General features: G+C 44.7%; 17 protein-coding genes and 1 pseudogene. 10 read left to right on the forward strand and 8 right to left on the reverse strand.

Annotated features, from left to right (window positions below; genetic code table 11):
- Nucleotides 1-8: 8 nt before the first annotated feature.
- Together gltS and R7M92_RS01595 are read left to right on the forward strand one after the other, a co-directional pair.
- A complete protein-coding gene (gltS, locus tag R7M92_RS01590) occupies nt 9-1,235 on the forward strand; it encodes a sodium/glutamate symporter (protein WP_318132542.1) in 1,227 nt (408 codons plus the stop codon).
- A gap of 154 nt (nt 1,236-1,389) precedes the next feature.
- The gene (locus R7M92_RS01595; RefSeq protein WP_005374442.1) at nt 1,390-2,256 is read left to right on the forward strand and encodes a hypothetical protein; all 867 of its coding nucleotides are present in this window, start codon (nt 1,390-1,392) and stop codon (nt 2,254-2,256) included.
- Between the two features lie 90 nt (nt 2,257-2,346).
- On the opposite strand, the gene nagB is transcribed toward R7M92_RS01595, so the two are convergent.
- Nucleotides 2,347-3,147 (reverse strand): glucosamine-6-phosphate deaminase, encoded by an 801-nt coding sequence (gene nagB, locus R7M92_RS01600; RefSeq protein WP_005374441.1) that lies wholly within the window; start codon nt 3,145-3,147, stop codon nt 2,347-2,349.
- A gap of 374 nt (nt 3,148-3,521) precedes the next feature.
- Here nagB and R7M92_RS01605 point away from each other — a divergent pair, with 374 nt between their 5' ends.
- The gene (locus tag R7M92_RS01605; RefSeq protein WP_005374440.1) at nt 3,522-3,773 is read left to right on the forward strand and encodes a DUF3081 domain-containing protein; all 252 of its coding nucleotides are present in this window, start codon (nt 3,522-3,524) and stop codon (nt 3,771-3,773) included.
- Between the two features lie 147 nt (nt 3,774-3,920).
- Here the strand turns inward: R7M92_RS01605 and R7M92_RS01610 are convergent, their stop codons facing one another.
- The gene (locus R7M92_RS01610) at nt 3,921-4,274 is read right to left on the reverse strand and encodes a DUF413 domain-containing protein (protein WP_005374439.1); all 354 of its coding nucleotides are present in this window, start codon (nt 4,272-4,274) and stop codon (nt 3,921-3,923) included.
- Nucleotides 4,275-4,423: 149 nt separating this feature from the next.
- On the opposite strand from R7M92_RS01610, the gene R7M92_RS01615 reads away from it, so the two are divergent.
- A complete protein-coding gene (locus R7M92_RS01615) occupies nt 4,424-5,317 on the forward strand; it encodes a LysR family transcriptional regulator (RefSeq protein WP_005374436.1) in 894 nt (297 codons plus the stop codon).
- A gap of 81 nt (nt 5,318-5,398) precedes the next feature.
- Here R7M92_RS01615 and R7M92_RS01620 read toward each other — a convergent pair whose 3' ends face one another.
- The 3 genes from R7M92_RS01620 to R7M92_RS01630 form a co-directional block, all read right to left on the reverse strand.
- Complete coding sequence (locus R7M92_RS01620; protein ID WP_005383228.1) at nt 5,399-6,094, reverse strand: pirin family protein; 696 nt, start codon at nt 6,092-6,094, stop codon at nt 5,399-5,401.
- Between the two features lie 9 nt (nt 6,095-6,103).
- Nucleotides 6,104-6,547 carry a DoxX family protein gene (locus R7M92_RS01625; protein ID WP_005374434.1) on the reverse strand — a complete coding sequence of 148 codons (444 nt, stop codon included), beginning with the start codon at nt 6,545-6,547 and terminating at the stop codon, nt 6,104-6,106.
- A gap of 326 nt (nt 6,548-6,873) precedes the next feature.
- A complete protein-coding gene (locus R7M92_RS01630) occupies nt 6,874-7,077 on the reverse strand; it encodes a hypothetical protein (protein WP_017633816.1) in 204 nt (67 codons plus the stop codon).
- A gap of 194 nt (nt 7,078-7,271) precedes the next feature.
- Here R7M92_RS01630 and R7M92_RS01635 point away from each other — a divergent pair, with 194 nt between their 5' ends.
- From R7M92_RS01635 to R7M92_RS01645, 3 genes and pseudogenes are all read left to right on the forward strand, one after another.
- Entirely contained in the window at nt 7,272-8,639 is a 1,368-nt protein-coding gene (locus R7M92_RS01635) for an AlkA N-terminal domain-containing protein (protein ID WP_213961639.1), read from the forward strand.
- Entirely contained in the window at nt 8,636-9,118 is a 483-nt protein-coding gene (locus R7M92_RS01640; protein WP_005374431.1) for a methylated-DNA--[protein]-cysteine S-methyltransferase, read from the forward strand. The genes R7M92_RS01635 and R7M92_RS01640 overlap by 4 nt, the downstream gene beginning before the upstream one ends.
- A 100-nt stretch (nt 9,119-9,218) precedes the next feature.
- Nucleotides 9,219-10,036 (forward strand): annotated as a pseudogene (locus R7M92_RS01645) (hypothetical protein).
- 72 nt (nt 10,037-10,108) lie between these two features.
- On the opposite strand, the gene R7M92_RS01650 reads toward R7M92_RS01645, so the two are convergent.
- Nucleotides 10,109-10,717 (reverse strand): YitT family protein, encoded by a 609-nt coding sequence (locus R7M92_RS01650; protein ID WP_005374427.1) that lies wholly within the window; start codon nt 10,715-10,717, stop codon nt 10,109-10,111.
- 201 nt (nt 10,718-10,918) lie between these two features.
- Here R7M92_RS01650 and R7M92_RS01655 point away from each other — a divergent pair, with 201 nt between their 5' ends.
- Nucleotides 10,919-11,314 carry a GFA family protein gene (locus R7M92_RS01655; RefSeq protein WP_053308033.1) on the forward strand — a complete coding sequence of 132 codons (396 nt, stop codon included), beginning with the start codon at nt 10,919-10,921 and terminating at the stop codon, nt 11,312-11,314.
- A 37-nt stretch (nt 11,315-11,351) separates the two neighbouring features.
- On the opposite strand, the gene nhaD is transcribed toward R7M92_RS01655, so the two are convergent.
- Nucleotides 11,352-12,782 (reverse strand): sodium:proton antiporter NhaD, encoded by a 1,431-nt coding sequence (gene nhaD / locus R7M92_RS01660; protein ID WP_005374422.1) that lies wholly within the window; start codon nt 12,780-12,782, stop codon nt 11,352-11,354.
- A gap of 420 nt (nt 12,783-13,202) precedes the next feature.
- On the reverse strand, nt 13,203-14,228 hold the full coding sequence (locus tag R7M92_RS01665) for an acyltransferase (RefSeq protein WP_318132543.1): 1,026 nt from the start codon (nt 14,226-14,228) through the stop codon (nt 13,203-13,205).
- Nucleotides 14,229-14,478: 250 nt separating this feature from the next.
- On the opposite strand from R7M92_RS01665, the gene R7M92_RS01670 reads away from it, so the two are divergent.
- Both R7M92_RS01670 and R7M92_RS01675 read left to right on the forward strand, forming a co-directional pair.
- Complete coding sequence (locus R7M92_RS01670) at nt 14,479-15,069, forward strand: TetR/AcrR family transcriptional regulator (RefSeq protein ID WP_047102492.1); 591 nt, start codon at nt 14,479-14,481, stop codon at nt 15,067-15,069.
- Between the two features lie 128 nt (nt 15,070-15,197).
- Nucleotides 15,198-16,055, forward strand: a complete 858-nt coding sequence (locus R7M92_RS01675) for an alpha/beta hydrolase (protein ID WP_318132544.1) — start codon at nt 15,198-15,200, stop codon at nt 16,053-16,055.
- Nucleotides 16,056-16,155: the final 100 nt, after the last annotated feature.

Raw genomic sequence — 16,155 nt, forward strand, 5'->3', positions numbered from 1 at the left:
GAGGTCTCATGAATCAGGTAATATCTATCGGCCCACAGGAGTCGTTCCTCGTCGCAATTTGCGTGTTGTTTTTAGGGCAGTTCATCAATACCAAGTTACCAACCTTAAAAAAATTTAATATTCCAGAGCCAATTGTTGGTGGTCTAGTGGTCGCTTGCGTCATCACGACGATGCACTTAAACGGTGTGGATGTATCCTTTGATTTACCACTGCAAAACGTTTTTATGCTGATGTTTTTTGCAACCGTTGGCTTAGCGGCAAATTACACCCAACTGATTAAAGGCGGTGCGAAGGTTTTCATCTTCCTAGTTGTGGCATCGGTCTACATTCTTATCCAAAATGCGGTCGGCGTGTCCTTAGCAACAGCGTTGGGGTTAGATCCACTCATGGGGTTGATCGCCGGATCCATTACGCTTTCTGGCGGACATGGAACTGGAGCTGCGTGGTCGCAAACTTTTCAAGAAATGTATGGTTTGCATAATGTTCTAGAGGTGGCAATGGCTTCTGCTACATTTGGCTTGGTGATGGGCGGGATTATTGGCAGCCCTGTTGCACAAAAGCTACTAAACAAACACAACTTGGAATCGGAATACGGACGCACCAATCAAAGTCATCAGAGTTTCCCTGAACTGGTGACGTACAACGAACATGAGGAAGATCGTGTCACAGCGAAAAGAGTCGTTGAAAGCTTGTCCATCATTCTACTTTGCGTGACAGGCGCGAAGTATCTGGAGAGTTGGGTAAGCAGTTTTGACATCAAGTGGTTAATGATTCCCGATTTTGTTTATGCGCTGTTTATTGGTGTTGTTATCACTAACATCATGGAAGTGACGAAGGCGCGCAAGGTTGATTTAGAAACCGTTGATATTCTTGGCACGGTTGCACTATCTCTATTTCTTGCCATGGCCTTGATGAGTTTGAAATTGTGGAATATTTTCGATCTTGCGATCCCATTCCTTATTATTCTTGCTATTCAGTCGGCAGTGTTGGCGATGTTCACTTACTACGTAACATTCCGCATGATGGGAGGCAACTACGATTCGGCGGTGATCGCTAGCGGACACTGCGGTTTTGGGTTAGGTGCTACACCGACTGCGGTCATGAATATGGGCTCCATCGTGAGTCGATATGGTCCATCACCACAAGCATTTATGGTGGTTCCAATTGTCGGTGCATTCTTCATCGACATTGTGAATTTAGTGATTTTGCAAGGATGCATCGCTTTTATTAAGTAACATTCGCTTTTTTACCGAAATAACAAAGCCAGCACCTATACGCTGGCTTTGCTATTTGTAACACGAAATCTTGTTTGCCTGACTTCAAGCCGTGAAATCAATGCGTTACTATGACGACATAGTGTTCAATTTTGCAGCAGCATGAGGTACCCACATGTCTGAAAAAATATCGACGTCGGCATTAGCGAAAATGCGCAAGGTAGAAGCTAAGCTGCTGTTTGCCGATCTCAAACGTGCAGGCTACATCGTTCGCCAAGATGAAAAGTGGATTTTGACCGAAGAAGGGGCAAAGTTTGGCGGTGAGTATGTGGATCACCCTAAATTTGGCCAGTTCATCGTCTGGCCGACCAACTTACATATTGAGCTGACTCCCAGCTCAGGGAAAACATTGAGCGCGACACAACTGGGTGAAAAGCTGAAATTGAATGCGAAGCGCATGAACCAGCTTTTGAGTGAACTGGGTTGGTTGACCAAATCCGAAGAGGGATGGAGTGTCACAGAAGCTGGTGTGCGCGCTGGTGGGCAGCAAAGAACCGATAAAGAAACACAAAATACCTTTGTCGTATGGCACGATGTGGTGCTGCGTAACAAGCGTCTTAAGCAGTCTGTCATTGAGTTTTTAGGGCAAGACGCGGAGTCACATTCTACGGATAAATCGTACTCAAGCTTTCGCCAAAAATTTGAAGCCAAGCACCGAACATTAGATGGGCATTACGTGCGCTCTAAGGGGGAGTTGCTCATCGACAACTGGCTGTACTTGGCTGGTGTTGTGCACGCTTATGAGCGTCAGTTGCCGATTGACCAAGATGTCACTAGCGATTTTTACTTGCCAGGTGGCAAAGTCTATTTGCAATTTTGGGGAAGTGACGATGGGGAGATGGCTCAGGCCGACCGTGAGACCATTCGTACTGTTTATGAGCAGCATCATTTCAATCTTATCGAAGTCGAACCGAGTGAACTAGACAAGTTGGATGAAGTGCTTCCTAAGCGTCTTCGTCAGTTTGGTATTAAAGCTTATTGACGACTTAAGCCCGCTGTTCAGATAAGAAAAAACCCGTGTTCAACACGGGTTTTGTATTTTTAGTGTATTTCTAGGCTGCCATCCTATGGGTTAAAAGCCTTTGATGTTTTCTGCTTCTAGCTCAGAGAAGTACTTCACTGTCTTCACTTTCAGTTCTTGTTGAGCTGGTTCGTCGCATACGATCACCGCTTTAGGGTGAAGCTGAAGTGCAGAAACTGTCCATAGATGGTTTACACAACCTTCCACGGCTGCTTCAAGTGCCTGAGCTTTGTTATGACCAGTGACCAAGATCATCACTTCTTCTGAGTCTAGAAGCGTACCAACACCGATAGTCAGCGCGTATTTAGGCACTTGGTTGATATCGCCGTCAAAGAAGCGAGAGTTCGCAATGCGAGTGTCTTCAGTGAGGGTCTTGATGCGAGTACGAGAAGAAAGAGATGACGCTGGCTCGTTGAACGCGATGTGACCGTCGTTACCCACGCCGCCCATGAACAGGTTGATCTTGCCGTAAGACTTAATTTTGTCTTCGTAACGCTTACATTCTGCGTCGTGATCGTCTGTGTTACCGTTCAGTAGGTTGATATTTTCTTCTTGAATATCAATGTGATTAAAGAAGTTGTTGTACATGAATGAGCGGTAAGATTCTGGGTGATCCGCAGGGATGCCAATGTACTCATCCATGTTAAAAGTCACGACGTTTTTGAAGCTGACTTCGCCGGCTTGGTAAAGCTCGATTAGGGCTTTGTAGGTTGCTAGAGGAGTGCCACCAGTTGGTAGACCCAGAACGAATGGACGCTCAGCAGTAGGTTTAAAGTCGTTGATACGCTTAGCGATATGCGCAGCTGCCCACTTACCTACTTGTGCTGCTCGAGTTAACGGGATAAGTCTCATTTTGTGCCCCTAGTTATTGGAATTGACGATGTACTGAAACATTAATTCGCATTATAAAATAAGTAATAGCGAACTGCTATTGTTTTAGGTCAAAATTTTGCTTTTTCTTTAACCAATGTTGGTTTTGTCGACGATTTTTATATCTAAAAGCTTTTATAAGACGATTTTTTACAAAGAAATTGCATTATGAAACTGACGAATCAATAGATAAAATTTATGATCTAAATTAAGTTCTGCCTTCGCACTTAACCTTGTTTTTTAACAACCTACAGAGTGCGAAATCGCACACGAACTTCAAATATTATGAGTTAGATATGGCATGGCGCTCGTTCTTTAACCATAATTGAAATGTGTAAACCAGTGAGGAATTCGGTATGAAAAATGAGTTAGATCCGAGCAAAGTACTACAGGCTTACGAATGTGTGATGAACAACGGTACGCCAACCGAATTTGGTAAAATGTATGAAGGTGTAGAAGCGTTTTCTGACTACGATGGGTACAACGTTTTCTTGAGAGGGAATGGTGTTGAGCTAAAAATTGGCTTCCACAACACCTATCACTTGGAATATGACCAAGAGCATTTGAAAGAGAGCTTTCTGAAAAAGATTGCGACGCTCGCCAAGTAAACGGTCATCACCCAAATATTAAAAAAGCCCTTGGGAGAATGCCCCCTTGGGCTTTAGGAGAAGAAATGAGCTTGTCTTGCTCGCTCAGTAAAGTCAAACGAGCTTTCGCCTATTGCTAGAAAAAGGCGAGAACTAGGTTATTGGTTATTAATCGTCTTCAACCAAACTCTCTTCAATGTATTCTTCTGTGGCGTCAGGCTTGTTACGACCATTTAGCGTATGGAAGCGCTTGCGACCACGAGCAAGTTGGGTGTACTTTAGCCACGTACGCTCAAGTTTTGTTTTTGCTTTGCCCGGGTTTTCTAACACCTTGATGAAGTGTTTCTCTTCGCTGTTTTCAGGTGTTAATTCGCCTGACTCTAAGCCAAGCATTGTATCCCCATAAATTGTTAGGATTTCCTCTTCTGAAAGAGTAAAATCGCCAGACTTTGCAAAGCCGCGTGGGAATTTTACGTTATCGTAAAAACGTTTTTTGCCATGACGGAATTCAGTGTCAGACATGTCAACAGCCTCTGTAACCGTTATTGATGAATGTAGTGAACTTACGGCGAAAATTAGGCTTAAATCTAACAAAAGAAAAACAAAACTTTTTTGTCGTCATGATTTTAATTAGTTGTTAATCTGGTTTTATATTAACCAGGAGATGGTTTATGGATGTAAAAGTCTTTCGAACATTTTTAGAGCTGGCAAGAGTTCGTCACTTCGGACGTGCTGCTGAGAACCTTTATATTACCCAAGCCGCTGTGAGCGCACGTATCAAACAATTGGAAAGTTACTTCGATACGCAATTGTTTATTCGTGATCGAAATAACATAAAGTTGACCTCTGCAGGTGAGCGCTTAATCAGCTATGCCGAGGTAATGGTCACTACATTGCAACAAGCGAAGCTAGAATTATCGCTTGAAGATGGCAAAGCGCTGCAACTAACGTTAGGTGGCACGCCAAACATTTGGGACGCTTATTTACAGAATTGTTTAAGTGTCGTCACAGATTCGTTTGGTGGTTATGGCTTCATGGCAGAAGTGATGGGACGTGAGATGCTCAGTCGTAGCTTGCTAGAGCGCACGTTAGATATGGCATTTGCGTTTGATCAGATCAAAGCTGATGAGCTTAACTGTAAAAAAGTGGCAGATGTTGTTCTCGTTCTAGTATCAACCGAGAAAGATTCTTTAGACACCGTTTTCGAAAACAAATATGTGTACGTTGACTGGGGGACGCGTTTCTCCTCAGAGCATTCTGAGCGTCACCCTAAGATTCCGGCTCCATATTTACGCACTTCAACAGCGCGTATCGCATTGGACTTTATTTTAGAGAAGGGTGGTGCCGCTTACTTACCAATCTCTCTTGTGGAGCCATTTATCGCCAATGGGCAGCTTCACAAGGTGTCTGGAGTAGAAGATTGGTGTCGCCCTATCTACTTGAGCTATCGTAAAGCTAGCTCGTCTGTAGACGCGATTAAGCAAGTGGAAGAAATTGTCAAAGAGATCGATCCACTGACCGCTTACAGTTTTCAGCAAATTGGTTCTGGCACTTCCGACGAATAGCGTTGAATGAAAAGTCAGAAAAACGAAAAAGCCGCCTTGAGAAATCAAGGCGGCTTTGTTTTTATCTCGATGAATCGATAGTTATGGTAAGTCAAACAACAGGGCTGTTGTGCTTTCGTTTGATGTATTGCGCAAAACAACCTTACTTTGGTGTTCAATCTTCGCGCCGTCGCCAGCCGTCAAAGTGGTATTGTCGACACTAAGGCTCCCTGTTACTTGATGGATGAATAGATTTCGGCCCGACTCAATCTCAAAGTTTAGTTCGCTACTTGGCTCAAGAATTAACTGATGCAAAGTCGCATCTTGCTTAATAAGTAGCGTGCCGTTTTCTCCAGTTGGAGTTGCGATAGTCGTTAACCCAGGATTGCGACCAAAATCTTTTTGCTGATAACCTGGTTTGGTTCCAAATGTGTTCGGTTGAATCCAAATCTGTAGAAACCGCAGCGTATCTTGGTTCGATGCATTGTACTCACTGTGGTAAATCCCTTTCCCTGCCGACATGAGTTGGAATTCACCTGCAGGTAGTGTTTTGACGTTACCTTCACTGTCTTTGTGTGCGATAACACCTTCCAACACATAGCTGATGATCTCCATATCACGGTGGCCATGTGTATCAAAACCCGCGCCAGGCTTGACTACATCGTCATTAATGACTCTCAGCTCAGAAAAGCCCATATGTTGAGGATCGTAGTAGCTACCAAAAGAAAACGTATGTTTGCTATCAAGCCAGCCAAAGTTTGCTCGACCTCGGTCTGCTGCATGTCTTACCGTAATCATAAGGCCTCCTTAAGAGAGCTTTTTGTTTAAAAAGTTATCTAACGCTGCTTTACCTGCGCCAGAGAACGCCAGAGAAACGCTTGCTGCCAGTAATGCTAAGCCAAACTCGTAACCGTTGTTTGCCATGAACAGGCCATTCTCAAAGTGGACAGAGAATATCGCTACCACCATCGTGAACGCCAAAGCAACCGCTGCTGGTCGAGTTAGCAGACCAAGTAAAATGAACAAGCCGCCAAAGAACTCTGCGCTGCCCGCAAGTAACGCCATGAGTACGCCAGGACCTAAACCGATAGATGCCATCCACTGACCTGTGCCTTCTAGGCCGTAGCCACCAAACCAGCCAAATAGTTTTTGTGCGCCGTGCGCCATAAAAATAATGCCGATTGGAACGCGAAGTGATAGTGCGCTGTAACCTGCGTTTGATGTGGTAATTTTCTGTAATAGTGCTTTCATGATTCTGTCCTCTGACTCTTTTCAATGAGTGGGAAGCGTGTGCTCCCGTGCTGTTGAGAACAGTTTAGGTAGAGGCGAGCATAAAAATAACGGGAGGATTTTGATAAACTCGTTCTAAAAAATTGAATGATTGGTTTTTATTTATTTAAATCAATGTCTTGATTTTTATATTCGGGTGTTTATTTGCCGATTATTGTCTGTTTTAAATCAAGGTCTGTCATTATTTTCGATAAACATTTTTGCTGTTAAACAAAAAATAGAGCACATGTACTGTGCTCTATTGCTTTCGCTTTTAACAAGGGAGAAAGGTGTGTTAAAGAAAACCGTCAGAGGTTCATTAAGCTCTCTAATGACTCCTCTACATTGTTGTAGTGATAAGTTCGAATATTACGTCCATCCGTCGCATTAATCTGAATTTCTGAGATCTCGTTATCTGAGTCTCTTTCGATAATTCCAATAGAATGATCTACGGATTTACTGGTAATAACCTTTTGGTTTCTTAATACAATTACGCAAGTATGTAAGTCCATGCCAATTCCCTTTAGCCGACGTTGTTGTGATGTTCTGGATCTAACTTTAGTGTACAAAAGCGCTAATGCCAATAAATCTCAATATTGAGTTCCGAAAATGGCTAATTGTGGGCGCTTAAGCAAGCTACAATAACACTATATTGAACGATGCCTATGAACAATAAATGACAAAAGGCATGAGCAAGGAAAGCACTATGTTTATTCACCCCCATACCTCACTGACCTTCGAGCAGTGTCACAAGGCGCGAGTCGCGCGAGACAGTCGTTTTGATGGGCGATTTTATGTGGCGGTAAAAACAACGGGAATCTTTTGCCGTCCGATTTGCCCGGCAAATTTGCCTAAAGAAGAAAATGTTGAGTATTTCGCTGATAAGACGCAAGCCCTTCAAGCAGGGTACCGTCCGTGTTTACGTTGTCGACCTGACAGCGCGCCTGGATCTTGGGCATGGAAAGGTGTCGAGACGACCTTTCAACGAGCGATTTCGTTAATTGATAGAGGGGAGTTGCATCACCATTCGGTGTCTGAGTTGGCTGAGCGTGTTGGGATTTCTGACCGTTACTTACGTATGTTGTTTGAGCAGTATCTAGGTATGTCACCCAAGCAGTATGCGCAATATCAGCAACTAATGTTCGCCAAACAGTTGCTTCACTCCAGCTCTATGTCGGTCACCGACGTGGGGTTTGCGTCAGGTTTTAACAGTACGCGCCGCTTTAACGATGCTTTTCAAAAGTTTCTCAAACTAACGCCTTCTCAAGTACGCCGTAAAGAGTTTGATGGTGCGGGTTGCAATCGAATTGCCTTACCTTATCGAGGTGAGTTGAATTGGTCGCACATGTTGGACTTCTATCGTTTACGAGCGGTTGAGGGGGTCGAGCAGGTGAGGGATGAGAGTTATCAGCGCAACGTTTTTTTGGATAACAGCAAAGCCTGGTTTAAAGCGACAAAAGGTGAAGGATACTTAGAACTGGCGTTTGAAATTGAAGACGTAACGAAGCTGCAAAACTTGGTGTCTGACATTCGTCGTATGTTCGATCTTGACGCTGATATTTGTACTGTTGAGCAGCATTTGGAGTATGTTGCGCCTGGGCTCGTGTCGAGTAAAGGTATTCGTATTCCTGGTGTATGGAGTGCATGGGAAGCAGGGGTTAGAGCGATTTTAGGCCAGCAAGTGTCGGTTAAAGCTGCGATTGGTCAACTTAACTTATTGGTGGCCACACTTAGTGGAGAGTCAGAAAAACGTTTTTTCCCGACTCCCAGTGATATTGCGAACGCCGACGTGAGCTTTTTGCGCATGCCGCAAAGCCGTAAAGAGACGCTAGTGCGCTTCGCCCAGTTTATGCAGGACAACTCAGAAGCTGACCCCCAGCAGTGGCTAGCTTTGAAAGGCATTGGACCTTGGACCGTCAGTTATGCTCAACTGCGAGGGCAATCTCAACCCGATTGCTTTCTAGATAAAGACTTAGTGGTGAAAAAGGCGATGCAGCGTTACCCATCACTGAATACGCACACTGCGGCCCCTTGGGGAAGCTACGCGACGTTTCACTTATGGAATCAATCATGAAAACATTTTATACCGAAATGCCGAGTCCACTAGGAACGGTGACTATCCAATCGAACGCAGAGGGCTTGCTTGGTATTTGGTTTGAAACATGCACCACTAAGCCGAGTGAGCTGGGGGTGCGAGACGAGCAGCATCCGGTTTTGCGCCAAGCTGTTACCCAACTGGATGAATACTTTGCTGGTCTGCGCAACGAATTCGACTTGCCCCTTGCAGCGACAGGCACTGATTTTCAAAATCAAGTTTGGCAGGCACTAACGACCATTCCATATGGGGAAACGTGGAGCTATCAAGATCTCGCGAATGCGATAGGTAACCCTAAAGCTGTGCGTGCTGTTGGGTTAGCAAACGGGAAGAATCCAATTTCTATCGTGGTACCTTGTCATCGCGTTATTGGCAAAAGCGGAAAACTGACTGGGTATGCAGGTGGAGTGGAGCGCAAGCAACGTTTGCTCGCGTTGGAGCAAGGTACACCGCTTTAAGTGAGGCGATTCTCATATTGGGATTAAGCGTGCTACACAGGGGTAACGATAGTGTAGAGTTTCATATTCGTTATACGAATAGAAAAAGGACAATAAGGACATGCCTTTCAAAACGGATTTTGATGCCTTCATGAGTGAGTGTTGGCAGCATCACGAGGAAAATCCCGAACAAATTTATGCTCAGCTAGAAACGGCTCTGAGCGAGGTGGAAGACGTTACCCAAATCGAGCGAATATTCGCATTGATGCTGCATACCGCTATTGGGCATCTCCAGAGCCCAGAACAGTTTCTTACTTGTTTAGATCACTTTGATGAACGCAAGGTTGCCGAGAGTTTGGCATTTCAACGCAGTATTGCCGTTGCGCGCTACTTCGTAGATGGCACTGACAATATGGAATTATTGGAAGAGCAAGAACAACGCCGAGTTTACGCTTTGATTTCGAATGAACTTTCTGCACTTGTTCAGCTTGAACTGGCGAGTCAATGGTTGGTGAAGGCAGCGTTAGGAATGACGCCGAACGATGCAGAAGGGCCATTAGCGCGCGCTATCGCGATCACTGCGAACAACTTAGCATGTCAGTACGAAGCGCTGGCTGAGCGCACGTGCATGGAAAAATCGAAGATGTTAGAAGCAGCGACACTCGCGCTAGACTATTGGAAAGTGGCAGGGGGGGGATGCAAGAAGAGCGCGCAGAGTATCGCTTAGCGATGAGCTTGCTTAAAGCGGATAAACCGCAAGAAGCCAAAGTGCATGCTGAGCGCTGTGAGGCTATTTGTCAGCAAAATGGTAGCGACGCGTTTGAGCTGTTCCACGCACATGACTTGTTGATGCAAGTACACTTCCATCTTAGCCAGAAATATAAAGCTAAATTGGATGAAGAGATGCAGCAGCACTGCAAAACGAGCTCGTTGACGTGATCTTAGCGTTGAATGAAAAAAGCCCCGAGCGACTGGCTGGGGGCTTTAAGGTTGTTGACTATGCAGCGATGATTATGCTGCTTGCGCTTTTGCTTGGTATCGTCCTGGTTTATGGTTCATCGCCAAAATCAAGTTCGTTGCGATGGCACCTAGAACAGATAGAGCGATAAGGTGCACATCTACAATGAACAGTGACATCACCACGATGGCACAATCTAACGCCATTTGAACTTTACCCGCTCGAACTCCAAAACGTTCCTGAAGGTACAACGCTAGAATGTTAAAGCCACCCAAACTCATTTTGTGACGGAAAATTACCAACATACCGATTCCAATCAGTCCACCACCCAAAAGTGCCGCATAGAAAGGTTCGATTCGTGAAATCTCAATCACATGATGCAGATGATCGACCGCAAAAGAGACAATCGAAACCGCAATAAAGGTATTGATAGTGAAGCGCCAACCCATGCGCATCACAGATAAAATATAAAAAGGGAGGTTAAGAGCGAAAAATATCTGACCAAAACTGAAGTCACTCACTTTGGTTAGGAAGATCGCCAAACCAGCCGTACCGCCAGTGAGCAATCCTACTTTGCTAAAAAATATCACCCCAAGTGACACCAACGCACTGCCGAGCGTCAGAGCCAAGAGGTTCTCTCTTAGGCTATGATCTTTGTCCATAAATTAATTTCCTTGGTTTAAAAACCGCGCCGGAGATAACACGTCTCACGGACGCGATAGACAGTCGCCAAAATAGCAACTAACAAATCGGCCAATAAAATGTCGCGAAAAGTGATGGATGTCGAGTTTTTGGACGAGATTATGATGATATTAACCTGTTTAACATAATGTACACAGATAGAAAAACAACAAGGAAAAGTTATGATTAAGAAAGTTGGCAACACCCAAATCAACACATTACATCGACTGAGTTGCCACTGTGGAAAAGTTGAGTTGGAACTGGCGTTACCCAATGGTATTGAGAAACCGAGACGGTGTGACTGTTCTATGTGTCGACGTCGTGGCGCGATTGTCGCATCTGTACCTTTGAACGGTATTCGTATTATGCAAGGCGAAGACGTCTTGAAGCAGTATCAATTTAATACACACACTGCGAAGCACTTTTTCTGTGGCGAGTGCGGTATTTATACGCACCATCAGCGTCGTTCTGACCCGAGTGAGTATGGCTATAATGTCGGCTGCTTAGAGGGCGTCAACCCATATGAGTTGGGAGCGATTGAAGTGATGGATGGCGTTAACCATCCATCCGACCGCTAGGTTGTGTTGCAAGTTAAGTAACTGATTGTCGGTGCTTTTAAGTAAATAAACCGCTATTCATCCACAAGTGTACCGCAATACTGGCGGCATAACCCAAGGCGATGACGGGAGCCCACTTTAGGTGGCCAAAGAAGGTGTATTGTCCACGCGCGGCTCCCATTAAAGCGACGCCTGCCGCGGAGCCAATGGAAAGCAAACTGCCCCCGACACCTGCGGTTAATGTGACCAGTAGCCAGTTGCCCATCGACATGCTTGGTTCCATGGTCAGTACAGCAAACATAACCGGAATGTTATCGACGATTGCAGATAGGACACCAACCATTACGTTTGCCCAGACAGGGTTCCATTGCGTGTACATGACGTTTGAAACCAGTTCGAGGTAGCCAAGTAAACTTAAACCGCCAACACACATTACAACACCGTAGAAGAACAACAAGGTGTCCCATTCGGCTCGAGACACACGATGAAACACATCAAACGGAACCACTGAGCCTAAGCGCTTCAATGCCTGATCATCGCCATTGGCAATTGCCATAGCTGCTTTTTTTGCGAGTGAGTGTTTGAGAGTTTGGCGCAAAAAATATCCGAAAAACTGTAAGTACGCCAAGCCCATCATCATGCCCATAACGGGTGGGAAGTGCAGCACAGCATGGAAAGAGACTGCGGTGGCAATCGTCAGAATGAATAATGCGACAATACGCCTTGCCCCGCGTTTTAGCTCAACGTGTTGGTGAATCGTATTCGGTTTTGTGTTTGGAACAAACAGTGACATCAAAAACGCGGGAACCAAGTAGTTCACCAATGACGGTACAAACAACGGAATGAACTCAGCAAAGCTGACATGACCGGCTTGCCACACCATCAGGGTTGTAATATCCCCAAATGGGCTGAATGCACCGCCAGCGTTGGCTGCGATAACAATGTTGATACAAGCAAGATTGACGAACTTAGGATTATCACCAGAGACTTTCATCACTACAGCGCACATCAAAAGGGCCGTAGTTAAGTTATCGGCAATCGGTGAAATGACAAAAGCGAGAAACCCCGTCAGCCAGAACAACTTTTTGAATCCAAAACCTTTACCGACCATCCACGCTTGTAAGGCATCGAAGAGTTTGCGTTCTTCCATTGCGTTGATGTAGGTCATCGCCACGAGCAAAAACAGCAGCAACTCGGCATATTCCAACAAGTTGTGTTCTAGTGCGGATTTGGCGATTTCAGGCTGGTTGTGCTGAGCAAAGGTGTAGCCAATCAGAATCCAAATTAACCCTGCAGCGAGCAGCACTGGCTTGGATTTTCTCATTTTCAGATACTCTTCCAACATAACCAGTATGTAAGCGATCGAAAAGATAATCAGAGCCGCGTAACCGACACCAGAATTAACAAGATTCAGTTCATTGGTTGATGCAGCAAAGGTGGCGCTAGAGAACAACAAACAGCAGAAAGCCACAATTGGATAGATTGGCATAGACATTTCTCCTTTGTCTGGTTGGAGAAATATTAGCCACAAATGAATGAGTTAGTTGTGAGAGAGCTCGAATTAACAGTAGGAGTTAGGAAATGATAGTGTGCGCCACTATTTTCTGAGTGACGCAATGCTTGCTGCGCCGAATAAAACCGCAGCGGCATATAAACCGTAAGTTAACCAGTGACTAATCTCTAAAAAAGGAACGAGTCCTTGACCTGCCCACATACAGCCTCCGTTTAATGAGCAATGTTGTAATAGTCGAGCCAATTTAAAGGAAATGAACAATGTTTTTTGTGAGTGAAAGCAAATTCTGAAGGATTAGAAAGTCAAAAATTGGTCAGTGAGAGAGAAATCTCATTTTTAACTGGCTAGCTCTAACCCTTTTGAGTTAAAGCTAGCTATATCTAGAGCTGAATGCATTTAGCGTAAGAGCCATTTTTTCAACGGTGAAGTGTCAATTGCTTTCACAAGCAGTATGGTTGCAACAATCGTTGCAGGATAAATAAACACATCTTTCGCGAGGTGTTGCAGCCCGATAAATCCAGCGACATTCATCATGACAATTATGATAAGCAGATGGCTAACATATATTCCTAACACGCTAGGAGATAGTTTGAAGACCCAAGGCATGTCGCCAAAATGAGGGTGAGCCAAAAGCCACATAAAGACACCTACAGCCCAGATAACGGTACCGAATAGGAAGTCGTGCGAGTTGAAAGCGATGTCATGTTGCATCAGCCAGTAAGCTTCACCAAAATGCAGTGCCATGCCAAGAATAATGCATCGAACCGTATTATTTCTCGACCACCGCCACTGCGCTTCTCGTGCGAAATAACCTAGAGCAACTAGCAACGTGCTGAAAAAAGGCCCGTTACGAGTAAAGAAAGGCGCTGGCAGGTCGGTAATGGTCGCATAACTGCCAGCAAAGACCCCGTATATGTATAGCAATACTGCGGTTGGCAGTATCAGTTGCGCCATATTGATATGCACGAGAAAGGCAATTAACGCTACGGCAATGACCAGAGCGGGAATAAACCACAGATGAACGAGTCCGCCTTCGATGAGTGAATTGATCGGGGTTGACATTAAGTACCCCCAATAACCTTGCCTTTCGGCGAGATACCCTGCCTCAGCGACCGTCTGCCATTGGAATGGCATCAGTAAACTGATCATGCTCCAAATGAGCCAAACCTTCATTAACGGTTTGGTGTAGTTCTTAAGAGTATCAATAGGTGAGTGACTCAACTTCGGCTGGATTAGATAACCCGAGATGAGAAAGAACAGCGGAACAGCAAAACGAGCCAGTTGGTTGAGCATATAGCCAACCCATGGTATCCCATTCCACTGCCAGTACGTCAGTGCCATCTGGCAATGCAAACCCACAATCGCAAGCATCGCAATGATACGTGCAAACTCTAAGCTGGCTATTTTTTGTTTCTTTGCCATTACATTGTTTACCTAAATAAAAAACTTAGGTGAAAATAGCAGGCTGTTACTGAAGTAATACGTGAAAAAGTCAACAGACTTGCGCTTACATTGAAGCTGTTTTGAAAATTAAGACTTACTTCAAACTTCTTAATTATTAACCTATTAACGCAATCAATACCTGATTCGTGAGTCGAAAATAGCACTGAATAATGGTTAGACCAGTTAACTCGAGATTGCAAAAAAGAACGATCGTGCTAAAAATAAGATTATGCAAAAAGGAAAAGTGACAAAAGAGTTTATTCTGCAGCGGGCTTTTGAGATCGCCAGCGAAGACGGATTAGAAAGTCTTACGATTGGAGAGTTAGCCAAGCAATGCGGTATGTCGAAAAGTGGTCTGTTTGCCCACTTTAATTCGAAGTTGAATTTACAGCTATCGGTGCTTGATCACGCCAATAAAGTGTTCGCTGATCGGGTTATTGAGCCTGCTCGAGAACTCGGGGATGGCAATATCGAGCGTAAAATTAGAGGGTTGCTCGACTCTTGGATGACTTGGAATCACGCATTCCAAGGAAGTTGTATGTTTCTTGACGCTTGGAATGATACGGCAGATAAAGATTGCCCGCTTCAGGCCGGACTGCGTAAATCCATAGACACTTGGCTGAGCTATTTGGAGATCCAAATAACGAAAGGCAAAGAGAAGCAAGAATTTGCAGCAGACTTAGATACACGCCAAGCAACGTTTGATTTGTACGGTCTCTATTTGAGTGCGCATGTTTTTTACTCAATTAAAGGTGAGCAAGAAAGCTTGCGTCTGTTTTGGCAAGGGATCGACAACTTATTTTCTCGCTGGAAAGGCTAATATCGGTTATTCGCTTCCCAGATTCGTAGACATAAAATCACAAAGAGCGGCTGAGTTCGCTCTTTCTTATCAGCGTAAAAAGCACGACCGTTCTATTTTGTGCAAAGCTGATAGTTAAGGACATGATTATGAGTGAAAAAATTTACTTTAATACATCGCAACGTTTCAGTATTAAGCGCAGTTTGGTGAACATTAGTACTCGGTTACACCATACACTGGCCCCGTCACATGCAAAGAAGACCGCGCGCAAGCTTCTTCTGACACCTGCTCGTACGCAACCTAAAAATATTGAGCCTCAAGGGCTTATCAAAGGTGAAATTAAAGGGCATGCAGGCATCATCAAAACCTATACTTTGGGCTCTGGACCTATTTGGGTGCTAACTCATGGTTGGTCTGGAACGGCAAGTCAGTTTTATCCACTGATGGAACATATTGCGTCGAAAGGGTTTACTGCTTTGGCGTACGATCATCCGGCACATGGTGAGAGTGAGGGGCAGTATGGGCACATTCCGGGGTTTGTCAGAGGATTAGAAGATGTGTTGGATACGGTCGAGGATATTGTTGGCCTAGTTGGGCACAGCATGGGCACCGCTTCTGCTCTTGAGTGTAGGCACAGTAAATTAGAAAACAAGCCTTTGCTGCTTATTGCTCCGGTATTAAATTACGTAGAGAACTTATTCGGTAGCATTGCGCGTTCCGGTTACTCGATGAAGCTTTTTAATGCTGTGGTTTCAGAAGTTGAAGACCAATTTGGTTATCCGTTACAGTCCATTGATCCGATGAAGCGTTTGTCTGAGCGTCCGTCTCACACCATTATTATTCATGATGAGCAAGATAAGTTCACCAAATACAGTGTCTCGGCAAAAGCGGCTGAAGAGATTAAAAACGTTGAGTTAGTGACAACACAAGGTCAGGGGCATGGTCGAGTGATGAAGTGTGAGCAAGTCTTCAGTAGTTTTGACCGTTTGATCGATAGTGCTTGGTAACCCTTACTTTTACTGATTGATTCGCTCCGTTTTGCGCTAATTCGATTTGAAAGTAACACCTCAGACTTTTTCGTCTCTGGTGTTGCTCTTCTCGTTAAGA

Source organism: Vibrio sp. Vb2880 (assembly GCF_033337975.1).
Taxonomy (GTDB): domain Bacteria; phylum Pseudomonadota; class Gammaproteobacteria; order Enterobacterales; family Vibrionaceae; genus Vibrio; species Vibrio alginolyticus.

Excerpts from the sequence above, each read along its gene's own strand:
- gltS (WP_318132542.1), top strand. The coding sequence starts at position 9 with ATGAATCAGGTAATATCTATCGGCCCACAGGAGTCGTTCCTCGTCGCA.
- R7M92_RS01595 (WP_005374442.1), top strand. The coding sequence starts at position 1,390 with ATGTCTGAAAAAATATCGACGTCGGCATTAGCGAAAATGCGCAAGGTA.
- nagB (WP_005374441.1), bottom strand. The coding sequence starts at position 3,147 with ATGAGACTTATCCCGTTAACTCGAGCAGCACAAGTAGGTAAGTGGGCA.
- R7M92_RS01605 (WP_005374440.1), top strand. The coding sequence starts at position 3,522 with ATGAAAAATGAGTTAGATCCGAGCAAAGTACTACAGGCTTACGAATGT.
- R7M92_RS01610 (WP_005374439.1), bottom strand. The coding sequence starts at position 4,274 with ATGTCTGACACTGAATTCCGTCATGGCAAAAAACGTTTTTACGATAAC.
- R7M92_RS01615 (WP_005374436.1), top strand. The coding sequence starts at position 4,424 with ATGGATGTAAAAGTCTTTCGAACATTTTTAGAGCTGGCAAGAGTTCGT.
- R7M92_RS01620 (WP_005383228.1), bottom strand. The coding sequence starts at position 6,094 with ATGATTACGGTAAGACATGCAGCAGACCGAGGTCGAGCAAACTTTGGC.
- R7M92_RS01625 (WP_005374434.1), bottom strand. The coding sequence starts at position 6,547 with ATGAAAGCACTATTACAGAAAATTACCACATCAAACGCAGGTTACAGC.
- R7M92_RS01630 (WP_017633816.1), bottom strand. The coding sequence starts at position 7,077 with ATGGACTTACATACTTGCGTAATTGTATTAAGAAACCAAAAGGTTATT.
- R7M92_RS01635 (WP_213961639.1), top strand. The coding sequence starts at position 7,272 with ATGTTTATTCACCCCCATACCTCACTGACCTTCGAGCAGTGTCACAAG.
- R7M92_RS01640 (WP_005374431.1), top strand. The coding sequence starts at position 8,636 with ATGAAAACATTTTATACCGAAATGCCGAGTCCACTAGGAACGGTGACT.
- R7M92_RS01650 (WP_005374427.1), bottom strand. The coding sequence starts at position 10,717 with ATGGACAAAGATCATAGCCTAAGAGAGAACCTCTTGGCTCTGACGCTC.
- R7M92_RS01655 (WP_053308033.1), top strand. The coding sequence starts at position 10,919 with ATGATTAAGAAAGTTGGCAACACCCAAATCAACACATTACATCGACTG.
- nhaD (WP_005374422.1), bottom strand. The coding sequence starts at position 12,782 with ATGCCAATCTATCCAATTGTGGCTTTCTGCTGTTTGTTGTTCTCTAGC.
- R7M92_RS01665 (WP_318132543.1), bottom strand. The coding sequence starts at position 14,228 with ATGGCAAAGAAACAAAAAATAGCCAGCTTAGAGTTTGCACGTATCATT.
- R7M92_RS01670 (WP_047102492.1), top strand. The coding sequence starts at position 14,479 with ATGCAAAAAGGAAAAGTGACAAAAGAGTTTATTCTGCAGCGGGCTTTT.
- R7M92_RS01675 (WP_318132544.1), top strand. The coding sequence starts at position 15,198 with ATGAGTGAAAAAATTTACTTTAATACATCGCAACGTTTCAGTATTAAG.